At 62.0% G+C, this 15,162-nt stretch carries 14 protein-coding genes; all 14 read right to left on the bottom strand.

The annotated features are described in order from the left end of the window. Positions 1–606: 606 nt before the first annotated feature. Positions 607–1,665: an ABC transporter substrate-binding protein gene (locus tag F591_RS0121495; protein ID WP_019536680.1), complete on the bottom strand. Its 1,059-nt coding sequence runs from the start codon at positions 1,663–1,665 to the stop codon at positions 607–609. Positions 1,666–1,734: 69 nt separating this feature from the next. Beyond that, positions 1,735–2,736: an aromatic ring-hydroxylating dioxygenase subunit alpha gene (locus F591_RS0121490; RefSeq protein ID WP_019536679.1), complete on the bottom strand. Its 1,002-nt coding sequence runs from the start codon at positions 2,734–2,736 to the stop codon at positions 1,735–1,737. 83 nt (positions 2,737–2,819) lie between these two features. Continuing rightward, entirely contained in the window at positions 2,820–4,205 is a 1,386-nt protein-coding gene (locus tag F591_RS0121485; RefSeq protein WP_019536678.1) for an amidohydrolase family protein, read from the bottom strand. Positions 4,206–4,282: 77 nt separating this feature from the next. Next, positions 4,283–4,675: a hydroxyisourate hydrolase gene (gene uraH, locus F591_RS0121480; RefSeq protein WP_019536677.1), complete on the bottom strand. Its 393-nt coding sequence runs from the start codon at positions 4,673–4,675 to the stop codon at positions 4,283–4,285. Further along, positions 4,672–5,649: a factor-independent urate hydroxylase gene (pucL, locus tag F591_RS0121475; RefSeq protein WP_019536676.1), complete on the bottom strand. Its 978-nt coding sequence runs from the start codon at positions 5,647–5,649 to the stop codon at positions 4,672–4,674. Before pucL ends, uraH begins: the two co-directional genes overlap by 4 nt. Further along, positions 5,643–6,179, bottom strand: coding sequence for a 2-oxo-4-hydroxy-4-carboxy-5-ureidoimidazoline decarboxylase (gene uraD / locus F591_RS28705; RefSeq protein WP_019536675.1), 537 nt, complete (start codon positions 6,177–6,179; stop codon positions 5,643–5,645). The genes pucL and uraD overlap by 7 nt, the downstream gene beginning before the upstream one ends. Further along, entirely contained in the window at positions 6,176–6,670 is a 495-nt protein-coding gene (locus F591_RS0121465; RefSeq protein WP_019536674.1) for a nucleoside deaminase, read from the bottom strand. Before F591_RS0121465 ends, uraD begins: the two co-directional genes overlap by 4 nt. After that, entirely contained in the window at positions 6,667–7,185 is a 519-nt protein-coding gene (locus F591_RS0121460; protein WP_019536673.1) for a (2Fe-2S)-binding protein, read from the bottom strand. Before F591_RS0121460 ends, F591_RS0121465 begins: the two co-directional genes overlap by 4 nt. Beyond that, positions 7,178–9,463: a xanthine dehydrogenase subunit D gene (pucD, locus tag F591_RS0121455; RefSeq protein WP_019536672.1), complete on the bottom strand. Its 2,286-nt coding sequence runs from the start codon at positions 9,461–9,463 to the stop codon at positions 7,178–7,180. Before pucD ends, F591_RS0121460 begins: the two co-directional genes overlap by 8 nt. Next, positions 9,454–10,407, bottom strand: coding sequence for an FAD binding domain-containing protein (locus F591_RS28700; RefSeq protein ID WP_019536671.1), 954 nt, complete (start codon positions 10,405–10,407; stop codon positions 9,454–9,456). Before F591_RS28700 ends, pucD begins: the two co-directional genes overlap by 10 nt. A gap of 41 nt (positions 10,408–10,448) precedes the next feature. Continuing rightward, positions 10,449–11,411, bottom strand: a complete 963-nt coding sequence (locus F591_RS28695) for an XdhC family protein (protein ID WP_019536670.1) — start codon at positions 11,409–11,411, stop codon at positions 10,449–10,451. A 43-nt stretch (positions 11,412–11,454) separates the two neighbouring features. Then, complete coding sequence (locus F591_RS0121440; protein ID WP_281166721.1) at positions 11,455–12,849, bottom strand: 8-oxoguanine deaminase; 1,395 nt, start codon at positions 12,847–12,849, stop codon at positions 11,455–11,457. 44 nt (positions 12,850–12,893) lie between these two features. After that, positions 12,894–14,213, bottom strand: coding sequence for an FAD-binding oxidoreductase (locus F591_RS0121435; RefSeq protein WP_019536668.1), 1,320 nt, complete (start codon positions 14,211–14,213; stop codon positions 12,894–12,896). Between the two features lie 69 nt (positions 14,214–14,282). Next, complete coding sequence (locus F591_RS0121430; protein WP_019536667.1) at positions 14,283–15,158, bottom strand: ABC transporter permease; 876 nt, start codon at positions 15,156–15,158, stop codon at positions 14,283–14,285. Positions 15,159–15,162 lie beyond the last annotated feature (4 nt).

The following is a 15,162-nucleotide window of genomic DNA, read 5'->3' as shown; positions in this document are numbered from 1 at the left end:
AAAACGAAAGGGTGCTCGGATCTCCCAACTGTTTAATTAATTTCCGAATTGCCTCAGGTTTGTGAGGAATAGCTCCAAGATAACGAGGGGCTTCTCGACCGCTATCTGCCACCGCTACAGCAATTTTTTCTTTCGATACATCTAAACCAATGAATTTTGTGGCATACTTCATAAGTAACAGCTCCTTTTGCTTAGTAGCTCTGAAAATGTGTCCTACACTCACATTTTTAACCTACGATCGCTAGCAAATACGGAGCTGTTTTACGTTCATGTTAACTTATTTTCGATTATTGGGCTATTTTAGGAGGAATAAGATCGTTTTTCGTTCTTATCGCTTGGAGGTCTAGGCTGGGTTCCAGATGGTCTTGACGTTTGGTTGGACAGGAAACGGACGAACCTGAGGCCGGAATGGATATCGACGGCCTTGAGGTCAGGCCGGACTGGATCGGGAATGCCTCTTGGAGCGTTCCTTTCAATCAGAGCGCCGTTGATCATGATCATGCGCAGCAGGCAGAGCCAAGTCGACTGCAACCAAAAAAGCCGTCTCCCGGGTCTCTGCGGACCTCGAAAGACAGCCTGCTAGCCAGCCGGCAGGCCGGCTGCTCCTCATTTTTTGGCGGGCAAAAATTCGGTCGTAAACACCTTCTCGATCGGTTCCTCTTCCTTCAGCACGCCGACCTCGACGAGCTGTTTTTGCACCTCGGACCAACGCTCCGCGGTCATGATGCCCGTGCCCATCGCAGCCGCATCGCCGCCAAAGGCGAAGTCCATCCCTTTTTCGGCGCTGAATTTCATCATGTCGAGGCTCATATCCGGATTTTTTTCCTGGATCGAGGGATTGATTTCTTCGGCATGGTCTTTATAATAATCCCAGCCCTTAACCGTCGCCTCGACGAACGCTTTGACCAGCTCCGGCTGCTCGGCGATCATTTTTTCCGTCGTGAAATAGACGCCCGCATAAATATTGTAGCCGGAATCCGCGTTCAGCAATATTCCGAAATCGACGCCTTCCTGCGTCAGCGTGTAGGTCTCGGAGGTGACATAGCCCTGCGTCACGGCATTGGGGTCGTTCACGAAGTTGACGAGCGATCCCGTATATCTCATCTCCTGCGCCTGATCGAGCTTAAACCTGCTTTTGAGGAACTGCCAATAGCTGGCGGTGGAGGCTACATACACCTTGTGCCCGTTTAAATCGGAGAAATCTTGAATGCCGGAGCTTTTGTGATAAAACAGCGCCTGCGGGCTCTTCTGATACGCCGTGGCGATCGCGACGATCGGGATGCCCTGGCCTCTCGCAACCAAAATGTCGTCTCCGTTCGCCATGCCGAACTCCGCTTTGCCGGATGCGACGATTTGCGTGGAAGACACCTGCGGTCCGCCCGGCATCAGCGTCATATCCAGACCGGCCTCCTTGTAAAAGCCTTTGGCAAGAGCGGCATAATTGCCTCCGTGCTCCGGCTCCGGGAACCAGTTCAGCACGACCGTCGCCTTCGTCAAAGACTTCGGCGTCTCCGGAGAAGACTCAGGCGATGCCGCGCCCGGCGTCTGCCCCGGCGCCTGGCTTGTGCCGCAGGCGGCCAGAAAGCTCGTCACCAGCAAGAGATAAATCGATAAGGAAGCCCTGCGTCTTGCCCTGCGTTTTGAAGACCCGCTGAATGCATTCATGTTTCTCTTCCCCTCCCATTCTAAATGTCATTCATGCTGTTTTGCGAAACGACTATGTTCGGCCAAAAATCAGGTTGTGCCGACGACAACGCCCAGCTCTCTCAAGTACCGCCGGTATGCTACGGAAAATCGGTCTACGCGATGATTCAATTCCGCCTGCAAGTCGAGCGGCAGCAGCTCCGGCTTTTGCGTCTCAATGACCTGAGCGTCCTGATCGAAGACGATGTCCTGGAACCGCATAAACTCCATATCGTCCAGCTCGAACCCGTAATTGCGCGAAACAATCATGAACACGAGGCATTCGCTCGCCGATACCGGCGATATCGTCTGCAAAATCCATAACGTCTGCCCGCTCTCCGGATCAGTCTTGGACAGCCAGCCGGACAGCGGCCGATACACCTCTTTTCGGTAAATGTACGTCGTGCCGTCCTTTTTGTCCGACCCGGCATGCGCGACCGGCTGAAAAATCGGGACATTCTCGATGTAAATCCGGTCCGGTTCCTTGACGATCTGAACGTCCGGCAGCTCGGCATGCTCCGGATGGCCGAGCAGATGCCGGTGAACGAACATCAGATGGGCGAAGTCGGTGAAATTTTCCATCACCCTCGTGCCAGCGGCATTCACTTTGTAAGGCCCGCACAGGATCGGACGGTTCGCCGGATTGGCAAAAGGCTCGATATGCCGCAGCTCCCCGGCCGGTTCGCCGAGGCATACCCAGATAAAACCGTATTTTTCCGTACAGGCGTAGGGCTGCGCTGCCGCGCGAGGAGGAATTTTTTCGCCTTTGGGCTGAGCCGGAATGCAGACGCACGCCCCCTCCGCATCGTACTGCCAACCGTGATACGGACACGTAATGGCGTCGCCATCCACCCACCCTTTGGACAGCATCGCGCCCCGGTGAATGCACAAATCTTTCAGCGCGTGCACTCCTTTGCCCGTTCGGAAAAGGACGATTCGCTCCCCCAGCAGCGTCGCGCCGATCGGCTTTTCCTTCAGCTCGGAAGCCAGACAGACGGCATGCCAATCGTTTTCCAGCACCGGGTCGCTAAGTCTTTCTGGGCTCATGGTCATGAAATATCGATCCTTTCCTTTTATATAGAGGATATCGTTTGGCGAGACGGCATTGCACAAACGGGTGTCACCTATGAACAGCGCTAATCGCCGGAGGCAAACACCGGATAGCGCGAAGACAGTTTGGCGCGCAGCGCGTCGACCCGGGACTGGGCGCGAAGCAGCAGCTCCCGTTCGTCCAACATCACGCATTGTCCGTTCTCGACGACCACCCGCCCGCCGACTACTACCAGCTCGACATCATTGCCGTTGGCATTGTACACAAGAGCCGACGAAACGCGGTGGACCGGGCGGATATGCGGCTTAGTCAGATCGATGACGACGATGTCCGCTTTTTTGCCGGGTTCGAGGCTTCCGAGATCCGCCTCTCTGCCCATCGCCTTCGCCCCGTTCGCCGTGGCCATCCGCAGCACGTCCATCGGCGGCAGCAGGCTCGCATCCATGCTGCTCACTTTATGCAGGCAGGCCGTAAATTTCAGCACTTCCAGATTGTCCTGGCAGTTGTTGCTTCCCGGGCCGTCGGTCCCGAGCGCAACGTTGATACCGAGCCGCTGCATATCCGGCACTCTGGTGACGCCGGAGGCGAGATACATGTTCGAGACGGGGCAATGCACGACAGTCGCCCTTCGCTCGCGGATTGCCGCAAGCTCCTCGTCGTTCAGCCATATCCCGTGCACGACCTGCGTCCTGCTGCCGAGCAGGCCGACCTTGTCGAGCAGCTCCAGATTGCGCAGGCCGAACCGCTCCAGCGTGTTGTCGATCTGCTCGCTCGTCTCGGCGACGTGCACGTGCGCGATGAGGTCGCGGTCGCGGCTGAAGCGGGCGGCCTGCTCCAGGTAAGGCCGCGAGCAGGCGTACAGGTTGAGCGGGCCGAGCGCGATCCGGACGCGGCCGGAGGCCGCCCCTTCCCAGCGGTCAAGCAGGGCGTCCGTGTCCGCAAAAATGCGCTCCTCCGTCTCCCGCAGCTGCCGTTCTCCGCACAGATCGGAGCCGCCCCGCGCCAGGTGGCCTCGAATGCCGGAATCGACGAAGGCACGAAGCACGCCGGACGTGTTCTCGGGCGACGTATGAATATAATGGTGATCCATCACATAAGTCGCTCCGGACTTCAAATTTTCGATACAGCCGATGAGCGCCGCCAGATAGAAATCGTCCGGCTCCATAGCCAGGCTGAGCGGCCAGATGACCTCGCGAAGCCATCGCGAAAGCGGCAGATGATCGGCCGCCCCGCGCATGAACGTCTGGAACAGATGCGTGTGCGCGTTGATCAGACCGGGCACAATCGCCTTCCCTGCGGCGTCATAGGCGAAGGAACAGCGGCTGCGCAGCTGATCCAGCCGCTCATCCGGCCGCCATTCGCCCACTTCCCGGATCGTATCGCCTTCCATATACACATAGCCTGACTTGATCACACAGTTGTCCGCATCCATTGTCAGCACCGTGCCGTTGTACAGCAGCTTGCCTGTCATCCTTTCACCCCTTGCCTGTCGGTTCGTTATAGGTGACGGGAGCCATGCCGCTAGACATACCGATCCCCCCTATCCCGTCAGCTTCCCCGATAAGTGCTGTAACCGCCCGGCGCTACAAGCAGCGGAACATGATAATGGCCGTTCGATTCGGCGATCCGAAAGCGCACCGGGACCTGCTCCAGGAACACAGCCCCATCCGCCGGAGCGTCAGCCGAAGCCCCGATCGCACCGTCTTCTCGGAAGTAATCGCCGACAAAAAAGACGAGCTCGTACAGGCCGGGATCAAGCCGTTCCCCATCCGATAGCGGGCGATCCGGACGGCCGTCCCCGTTCATTCGGCGCTCCCCCAGCAGCTGCGGGCCGCCTTCGGAGCCGGAACCGCCGCCGATCCGCCACAGCTGCACCCGCATCCCCTGCGCCGGCCGGCCCTGCGACAAATCCAGCACATGGGTCGTCAGCCGCCCTGTCATATGGCGTGCTCTTGCCTTGCTTCCGCGCCGGCGGCGGCAAGGTCCTCCTTCGTCATCGAGAATGCCTGGAAGCCGTACGGCGGCCTCGGCTCGGTGAACACGCCGGGCGAAGCCCCGTCGCCAGGCTCCACGACCGTCTCCCACGTGCGGTTGTTCGATTCGAAGCGCACCTCCTTCAGCTGCGGAAAGCGGGTTAGAATCCGCTGGCCGATCAGCCAGATCAAATATTGGATCGACGGCGTCGTAAATTCATAAAAGACGTTGTGGGCGATATCGCGAATTTGCTCCGCCGGCACATAACGGCCGCGCTCCGGATGAATCGCATCCCCCGTCTCCTCGTAGCGCCACTTGATATTCAGGAATATAAACAGCGGCCGGTCCTGCGCCTCCGGCAGCGTCGTATATTCGTCGCGAATGAAGCCGCAAAACGAGCTGCCGCTCACTTTAATCAGCTGCAAATCGGCAAGACCGCTCCAATGCGAGACGATCCGCACGCCGTCTGCGGCCCGCGCGATCTCCATCTCGGCGCAGGAGTGATCGTTGCGCGACCTTCGGTACACGAGGCTGTTGTCGAAAAAACCGCCGGGCCCCGGCACCGGCAAGGGCAAAAACGGAATGCGCCCGGCGGAAAAGGCGATCGCCCGAATATGCGGATACCGCTCCAGGAACCGCTCGCCCAAAAAGGCGAGATACGCTTCGGTCGTGCTGCCGCCGAACGACGCCGTCTGGCGCAAAACGAAATTTTTCATCGAATCGGTCGCCACGACGCGCTCGTTGTCCCCTTCAGTAAAGGACGTCAGCAGCGACTCGCCGCTCACCGCCATCTGTACGTTATGAGCGAAAATGACGTTGCCGTCGCCGGCATACGGCGATTCGGGGATCGGCGCAACCTCCAGCGGCTGGGCGTAAGTGCGGTAAGCGAGCACATCCCCTTTGCCGTAATACAGCGTACGCCCGGATTCAAGCTTCAGCATGACATCTCATCCTTTCGTTCCGTCGGTAAATGGCTGTCGAATAACGAGGCCAGGCGAATTTCCGCGATGCGGCTGATTTCCTCCAGCGCCCTGCGCCATTCCGCTGAGGGCTCGTTAGCGATTCTTGCGTCCATCGCCTGCGCGATCTCTTCCTTGGTTTTGCCGGAAACCGCCATGATGAAAGGAAACCCGAACTTTTGCGTATAAGCCTTGTTCAGCTCCTCGAACCGCCCGTACTCTTCGGGCGATAAACGATCCAGTCCCGCGCTTCGCTGCTCCTTCACTGAATCAGCCGTCATGGAGATGCGGGCGGCCAGATCCGGGTGGGCGCGGAACAGGGCAAGTATCGCCTCCGGCGAAGCGCTCCGCACCTTCCGCACCATCGTCTCGTGCAGATGCTGCGGCGAGCGGAACGGCCGCTCCTCCCACGCCTGCTCCGCGACCCAGGGAGAATGCTCGAAAATGCGGCCGAGCAGGCTGGCGAAGCGCTCGCGGCTCAGGCCGTTGAGCTCTTCCACCGTCAGTCTCATGACCAGTATCCCCGATGCACGGCGAGGATCCCCTCGGCCGCCTCGGGCACCGGCCCGATGACGGCGATCGGCTTGCGGCCGCGCGCAAACACGTCCCGGCACGGAAGATCGAGCGTCGGATTTTGCGGATGGTTCCCGGTCAGTTCTCCCAATGCTTTTTCGGAGATGCCGTATACGACTCTGCCGACATTGCCCCAATAGATCGCCCCGGAGCACATGGCGCAAGGCTCTGCCGTCGTATACAGCGTGCAGTTCCACAGCTGTTCCTTGGAAAACCGCCGGGACACTTCCTCCATCAGCTTCGTTTCGGCGTGTCCGGTGCATGCCGATTCCGTTATCTCGACATTGCCCTGCTCCCACAGGATGTTGCCTTCCTCGTCGGCAAGCAGGCAGCCGAAGGGGGTGTTGCCCGATTCCCGGGCCTCTCTCGATATTTCCGCACATCGCTTCAACAGCCGGATATCTTTCTTCGTTACGGTCGCAACAGTCATGTCGTCGTCGCCCTCCTTATTTCGGCTGCCCTCCGCACTGCCCGGATGATGCCTCCATAGCCCGTGCAGCGGCATAAATTGCCCGAGAGCGCCTCCGTTACCTGCTCCGGCGACGGGTCCGGATGCTCGTCGAGCAGCGCCGTCACGGTAATAATCATCCCCGGGGTGCAGTAGCCGCATTGGTAGCCGCCCTCTTCCAGAAAAGCCTGCTGAACCGGATGCAGCGATTCGCCTCCGATCCCCTCGACCGTCGTAATTCGCTTGCCTGCGCATTGGAAGGCCATCGCCAGACAGGCATTGACGGGCTTCCCGTCGATCAGCACCATGCAGGCTCCGCAGCGTCCGATTTCGCAGGCGCGCTTCGTGCCGCATAATCCGAGATCGTCCCGGATAATATCCAGCAGCCTGCGGGACGGAGGAACGGGGAGCCGGATAGGCCGGCCGTTCACCTCGCACTCCCACTCCGGGACTGCCGCCGCCGGCAGCGGCCCGCCGCTTCCCGATGTATCAGCCATCGCCCATCCCCCGCCTTATGCCAAGATGGGGAGCGTCCTGCAGCAGCGCGGGATCGATCGGCAGGCGGTCGACCCAGACGCCCGCCGCTTGCCGGACGGCCGCCGCAATCGCCGGCGCCAGACCGACCGAGCCGATCTCGCCGATGCCCCGCGGGCCGTGCGCGTCGTCCTCCGGCAAATCCTCGATCGGCAGAACAGCGAATGAGCCGGATAAATCGGCAGCGGTCGGAATAAGATACGTGTCGAAATTGCGCGTCACGTACTGTCCGCGCTCCATCAGCGCTTCCTCCGTCAGCGTAAAGCCGTAGGCCATCGAGCTTCCTCCCTCAATCTGCCCCAAATAGCCCTGCGGATTCATGACCGGCCCGGCCGCCACGGCATGGAACTGGTCCAGCACCCGGACGCGACCGGTCAGCCCGTCGACCTCTACTTTGACGGCAACCGCCGCGTAGGAATACAAATAATGCGCGCCAACCCGGTCCGTCGGCGCTGTCGGATAATGGAAGCGGGTCTCGCACACGACGGGCTCCGTCAAGGAGGCGGCCAAATCCGCATAGGCGATGACGAGCCGGCCGTCCTCCCGGTCCCGCACCCCGCCGGGCCCCGGCCGCAGCCGGGAAGCCGGGAGCTTGACGGCCTGCTCCGCCGCCGCCAGCAGCCTGGAGATGAACGGCCCCTTCATGTTCTGCAGCGCCTGCCACATCATGCTGGTCGCCCGCGAAGCGGTGCTGGAGCCGCTGTCCGGGACGGCGTCGGTATCGCCGATCACGATGCGGATATCGCCGGGCATGACGCCAAGCTGCTCGATCAGCATCTGCTCAAGCGTCGCGATCAGCCCTTGGCCGAACTCCTCGTAGCCGAATGCCGCCTCGATCCGCCCGTCCTCCCGCAGCGATAACCGGCCGCCGGCCGGGTCCGGGATGCCGTAGCCGAGCCCTGCGCCGTGCATGACGAACGCGGCTCCGACGCCGGTTTTCAGCCAAGGCGCGCGACCGTTTCCGGACAAAGGCGCTTCGGCCGCTTCCTGCCGGAAGGGACAGTCGGCGAGCGCGGCCCACACCTTCTCGGCCCCGCCGGTTCGCGCGATCGGCTGCCCGAAAGGGCCGATGCCGTCTTCCCGCAGGTTCAGCCGGCGAAACACCCACGGGTCCATTCCGTGGCGCTCCGCCAGGCGGTCCATCTGGCCTTCCAGGGCAAAAATCGCCTGGTTGCCGCCGAAACCGCGAAATTCGCCGGACATGCCGTTGTTCGTAAAGACCGACACGCCTTCCGCGTCAATATGCGCCATCGCATAAGGGCCGATCACATGCTCCATGGCGAAATTGAGCACCTCGGCCCCGAGGGTGGCGTACGGTCCGGTGTCCGCGACGATCCGCACCCGGTGGGCGATAAGCCGGCCGTCGCGGTCGGTTCCCGTCTTCATGCGGATGATCATCGGATGGCGCTTCAGTCCGGCGCGCACCGATTCCCGGCGCGAGTGGTGCAGCTTCACCGGCCTGCCGGTCGCCATTGCCAGCAGCGCGCCATACGGCTGCACGTTCAGCTCATCCTTGCCCCCGAACGAGCCGCCGATCGGGCTTGAGACGACGCGGATCCGCTGCTCCGGCACCGCCAGAATGCGGGACAGCTGCAGCCGGTCCATGAACCCGTGCTGAGTCGGCGCGTACACCGTCAGCCGTCCGTCCGGCTCCGGCACAAACAGGCCGCCCTCCGTCTCCATGTACGCATGCATCTGACGGGGAGTTCGGTACGTCTCTTCCACGATGTAGAGACAGGAAGCGAACGCTTCGTCCGCGTCGCCCGTCTTGTATTCGCTGCGGTGCAGCACATTGCCGTCCGGGTGAAGCTGCGGAGCGTCCGGTGCGAGCGCCTGCTCGGGATCGTCCACGATCGGCAGCGGCTCATACTCGGCCTCAATCATTGCGAGCGCCAGCTCGGCCAGCTCCGGCGATTCGGCGGCGACGGCCGCCACCGCGTCTCCGACATAGCGAACCCGATCCTCGCAAAAGACGGGTTGGTCCTGACGGGCGATTCCGTACCGATTCAGTCCCGGGACGTCCTCGTGCGTGACGACCGCATGCACGCCGGGAAGCCGCTTCGCCCGGGACGTAGAGATCGAAACGATGCGGGCGTGGGAATGCGGGCTGCGCAGCACGAGCCCGTACAGCATGCCGGGCGCCGTCATATCGGTCAAATATTCGAGCCGCCCGGTCACTTTATCCGGTCCGTCTGGCCGGATGCGCCATCTGGCGCCGCTGGACTGCCGGTTTAGGAGCATGCAGCTTCCTCCTCCCCAGCCGGCAGAGCGGCCTGCCACAGCACCGCGGTGATCAGATGGGCTGCCGTCCGTTTGCGGTACGCCGCATCGGCGAAGGCGTCCGGCTGCGGCTCGAACTGCTCCATGAGCCGCTCGTGCAGCGCCGCCAGCGTCCCGGTCTCCGCCGGCCGCCCTTCCAGCCACTGCTCCAGGCGTCCGAATCTGTCCGGCCGCGTCTGCCCTCCCCCGGCGGCCAGGCGAACGCCATAGTACCGGCCGTCCGCAGCGAGCTCGCCGGAGACGGCGACAGTCACGACCGACGGCGTGAACGCTTCGCGCCGGCCGACTTTGCGGTAGGCGGCGAAGCGCTTCGGCCTCCGGCCTGTCTGCTGCGCAGGAGGCGAATCTTCGCTGTACCGGGCAGCGCCATAGGGCAAATGAATGTACGCCAGCAGCTCATGCGGATCTGCCGAAGGCCCAGACCGCCGCAGCAGCCAGTCGGCCAAGGGCTCAGCCCGGTGGCCGTCTTTGCCATACCACACCAGCTCGGCGTCGTATAGAAGCAGGGCGGGAAGCGCATCGCCGATGGCCGACATCACATTGCCGCCGAGCGTTGCCAGCTGGCGGACGGAGGGCGAGGCGATCGCGCGCGCAGCCTCCGCCAGCAGCGGGAAGCTCTCCCGGAGCAGCGGCTCGCTGCCGCAGGCGGCCAGCGTTGTCTGGGAGCCGACGGCCAGGCGGTCCGGCATCGGCTTCACGCCGGCAATGCCGCGAACTGCCCCGAGATGGATCAGATGTGACGGCATCCGCTCCAGGCCAGGTTCCCACCGGGTGCGCAGCAGCGTCCCGCCCGATACGTAAGTTCCGCCCGGGCCCCAGCGCCGCTTGAACAGGTACGCTTCGCGGACCGCTTGCGGCTGCCAGACGGCAGGCGCTGCGGTCGCAGCAGCAGACTCCATTGTCATCGGTATTCTCCCCTTTCAGCGAATCGAGGTTCCCTTAAATATCAGCACTGGATCATGGCTTTCCCGCTCTTCCCCGCGCGTTTTGCTTCGTTGCGCCAGGCAATCAGCTCGGCGACGACACTGACGGCGATTTCGTCCTCCCCTTCGGAGCCGATCGGCATTCCCGCCGGCCCTTTGACGAACGGCGCGGACGGAAGGCCATCCAGCAGCAGGCCGATTCGCCGCCGGGAGCCGATGAGCCCCACGTAGGCGGGCCGAAGCGGAAGCAGCCGGACGAGCATGTCGCGGTCGCGGCGCAAATGATGGCTCCCGACGATCACGTAATCGGAGCGGCCGATAGCAAGCTGCCGGACGATCGAGTCGGGGTCGCCTACCGCCGTATCGGCGTACGGGAACCGTTCCCGGCTGCACAGTCCTTCCCGCCAATCGGCGACGGCGATGCGAAAGCCGACGCGTCCGGCCAGCCGCCCGATCGCTTCCGCCTCTTCCCCGGCGCCGAAGAGAATAAGCCGCTCCGGCGGCGCGAACAGCGTGGCTGCGGCAAAACGGCTGGATGCCCTGCGGCGGTGCGCCTCGCCGAGGGGCGCGCGTACCGCGGCATAGCGCAGCCTGCCGCCGGTAAGCCGCCGCACGAGCAGCATAGGCTCGCCGGCGCGAACGAAGCGGCCGATCTCCTTCAGCCGCTCGCGCAGCTCGCCCGCCACCGGCTCCAGCAAAATGCGGAGCTCGCCGCCGCAGCCGGTCGCTTCGCCCCAGACAGGGTCCGTCTCCGGACGCAGGTTGTAATCGACCGTCTCATGCCGACCCTCTCGCAAAATCCGGGGAACGCGCTCCAGCAAATCCGCTTCCAGGCAGCCCGGGCTGATGCTGCCGATCGTACGCCCGTCCCCGGCAAGCAGCATCACCGCCCCTTCCTTGCGATAGGCGTGCCCTTTGACGAAAATTAAGGTCGCCAGCACGGCGGGTACGTCCTCCCGCTCCAGAAAAGCGAATATTCGTTCCATATCCATCCGCCTCCCCGCCACTATACTTGCCGTAAATCTCTCTTCAAGCCCGCCGCAAAGCGCGGTAATCGATCTTCGTCCGCAGCGACGCCTCGTTCACGAGGCGCAGCGACGCCGCCCTCGCCCGCTCGGCCACCGCCTCCTCCTCAACGGCCGTCAGACGCCCCTCCTTCACGACCACCTTGCCGCCGACGATCGTCATGTCGACAGGCTGCGGCATGCCCGTTGCGATCGGCAGGGCCGCATCGTCGTACAGCGCTCCCGCGAAGCCGAGCCTGCGGGTATCGATCATGAACAGATCGGCCGCCTTGCCGACCTCCAGCGAGCCGATCGCGTCGTCCCAGCCGAGTACGGAGGCCGAACCGCGCGTCGCCAGATGCAGGCAATCTTCCGCCGTCAGCGAGTTTGAGCCATGAGCGAGTTTGTGCAGCAAGTAAGCGATCCTCGCTTCCGCCAGCAGGTCCGAGCCGTCGTTCGAAGCGGAGCCGTCAACGCCGAGACCGACCCTGACGCCGGCCTGCAGCATCTTCATAACGGGAAAAACGCCTGAGGAAAGCTTCATATTGCTGGTTGCGCAATGCGCAACGCCGCAGCGATGCACGCCCATCCGGCGAATTTCCTCATCGTTAAAATGAATGCCGTGCGCATACCAGACGTCGTCGCCGACCCAACCGTGCTCCGCCATATAGTCGAACGGGCGCATGCCGAACCGCTCGAGGCAGTAGCGCTCCTCATCCATCGTCTCCGCCAGGTGCGTATGCAGCCTCACGTTGTAGCTTCTGGCAAGCTCGGCCGATTCGCGCAGCAGATCCCCTGTCACGTTGAACGGCGAACAGGGCGCGACGCCGATCCGCACCATCGCGAACGGGTCCGCGCTGTGATAGCGCTCGATCACCCGGCGCGTATCGCTCAGAATCGCCTCGCTGCTCTGACATACTTCATCCGGCGGCAGACCGCCTGAGGACTTGCCCATATTCATGGAGCCGCGGGTCGGATAAAAGCGGATACCCAGCTCTTTCGCCGCGCGGATCTCCTCGTCAATCAGCTCTCCCGAGACGCCGTTCGGGAAGCAATAGAAATGATCGGCCGCCGTCGTGCATCCGCTCTTCAGCAGCTCGCCCAGCCCGACCATCGCCCCGTGATACACATCCTCCGGCTGCAAATGGCGCCATATGCCGTACAGCACGCCGAGCCAGTCGAACAGTTCGCAGTCTTGGGCCAGCGGGATGTTGCGGGTCAGCGTCTGGAACAGGTGATGATGCGTATTGATCAGCCCCGGATAGACGATCTTGCCGGCCGCGTCGATCACCGTATCTGCCGTCTCGTAAGGGATATCCCGGCCGATCGCGGCGATACGCTGGCCGTCCGCGAACAGGCTGCCCCCTTCGAAGCGCCGGCGTTTCGCATCCATCGTTACGATGCACCTGGCATTTTTGATCAGTAAGGTTGCGATAGGAATTCCTCCTCGCTATATCGCCTCAGTCATCCAATCTTCCCGGGATTGAGCAGGCCCAGCGGGTCGTTGGCCTTTTTGCGGACTTGCATCCCCTGCACCGCGCCGCGTCCGCCGTTATCCAGCATCCAGGTGTGCGGATCGTAAATTTCCACGCCGATGGACCGGCACGTTTCAATAATGTAATACAGCCGCTCCTCCGTCGTGAAGCGCACGACCGGAAGCGCGTTCGCCAGCAGCTTCCCGCCTCCGCGAATCCACTCGAAATGCATCAGCAGCTCGTCGCCGAACTCGGCTTTGAGCGCGCGCAGCTGTTCCAGATAGCGCGGGCGGTCGAAGCCCGCCTGCAAATAGGTATAAGCCGGATCGGCCTTGAGCGCCCACAGCGTCGTATGGTTCCATGTAAAATCGGACAGCCCGATCGTCTTGCGGTACATCGCCGGCTCGATCACATGACCGAGCTCCCCGCCGAACGACGCCGCCAGCTCTTTCAGTTCGTCCAGCGCCTCGCCCGCGACTTCGGTAAAGACGACCGATTTGTCCCGCGCGAGCACTTTTTCCAGCGGCTTGAAAAAGGACGGGAGCGGCCACTCAATCGGGCTGACCAGCCTTTTCGCAATGCCGTCCCGCTCCGACAGCGCCTCGCCGAAGCGCACCGCCGACTCGAAATCGCCGAACTGGACGACGGCCTGCGCCCAGTCCGTTCTGGGAGCGAGCGGAATGACGACCTCGGTCACGATGCCGGTCGTGCCGTAATTGTGAATGTAGTCGTACAGCTGCTCTCCCGATACGACGAGCCGGCGCGGCCGCTCTTCCATCGTATAGACGACCGCTTCCAGCACGTTCCCGTCCCACAGGTTGCCCCACGTAATCGAGCCGACCCCGCCGGAGCCTCCGCAGACGAAGCCGCCGACTGTCGCCTTGGCGTACGTGCTCGGATAAATCCGCAGCTCCTGGCCGAGCTCCCGGGCTTTTCTCTCCAGCACCCCAAGCTTGACGCCGCACTCCACGCGGGCGTAGCCGTCGCCGATCTCAATGATCCGGTCCATTCCGCTCAGATCGAGGACGAGCCCGCCCTCAAGCGGAATCGCCTGCCCGTAATTGCCGGTGCCCGCTCCGCGCACGGTGACGGGAATGCGGTGCAAATAAGCGATCGCCAGCGCCTCTTCCACTTCTCGTTCGTTCGCCGGCGAGATGACCGCGTCGGCTTTTTTGTCGCGCAGCCTTTTGTCCAGCACCGGGGAATACCAATAAAAGTCTTTGGACAGCTTCTCGACCGTCGCCTCGTCCGTAAATACCTTGGTCTCGCCTAATTCCTTTACCAGATCGATGGTCCACGCAAGGGACATAGGTACACCCGCTTTCGTAATTTCTAAAGTCCTGTTTTTTCTGGAATTCACTATCGCTTCCCGCACTGCTCAGCCGTTCATGGCCGAATCGTGCCACGAGCGGAGCAGCCGGTTCGAGATGGCGTTGATGATCAGGAAGAAGACGATGCCGACGATGGCGGCCGACAAGCCGCAGGCGAACAGGTAAGCCGTCTGCAGTCTGGTGGAGGCGACCGTAATCGCATAGCCGAGGCCGCCCTGCATTCCGCCGATGCCGGCGATATACTCGCCGACGATTGCCCCGACGACGGACAAGGAACAGGAGATTTTCAGACCGGCCAAAATATAAGGCAGCGCAGCGGGGAGCCTCAGCCTCCAAATCGTCTGCATTTTCGTCGCGTTATACAGATAGAACAAGTTTTTCATATTTTGCTCCGTCGAATTGAGACCGATCAAGGTGTTGGACAAGATCGGGAAAAAGCTGATCAAAAAGGATATGATGACGATGGCGTTCATGCCGGCGCCGAACCAGATGACGATGATCGGGGCGACGGCGACGATCGGAATCGTCTGCATGACAATCGCATACGGATATACGCTGCGCTCCACCGTCTTGGACAGCGCCAGCGCGATCGCAAACAGCACCCCCAGCACGACGCTGGCGGCAAAGCCGAGCAGCGCCTCGACGACCGTCGTTCGCACCGATATGAACAGATTCGCGCTGTTCTCTATCGCCGCTTGACCGATATCGCTCGGCTTCGGCAGCAAATAAGGCGGAATCGAGAAAAGCCGGAGCAGCAGCTCCCACAGCGCAACAAACAGCACCAGCACAGCGATCGGCGGGATGACCCGGGAGGCCAGCTTCTTCCACTGCTCGTGTCGCTGCTTCGCCCTCTCCGCATCCGGCGGCGCGGTCAATACGGAAGGAGGGCGGGTCGTATCCAGGCTTGCAGCCCATTTGTCCATAATA

It is taken from the genome of Paenibacillus ginsengihumi DSM 21568 (genome assembly GCF_000380965.1).
Lineage (GTDB): Bacteria > Bacillota > Bacilli > Paenibacillales > NBRC-103111 > Paenibacillus_G > Paenibacillus_G ginsengihumi.
Note: the sequence above shows the minus strand (reverse complement) of the source record. Positions and strands in the feature narration are given on the sequence as shown.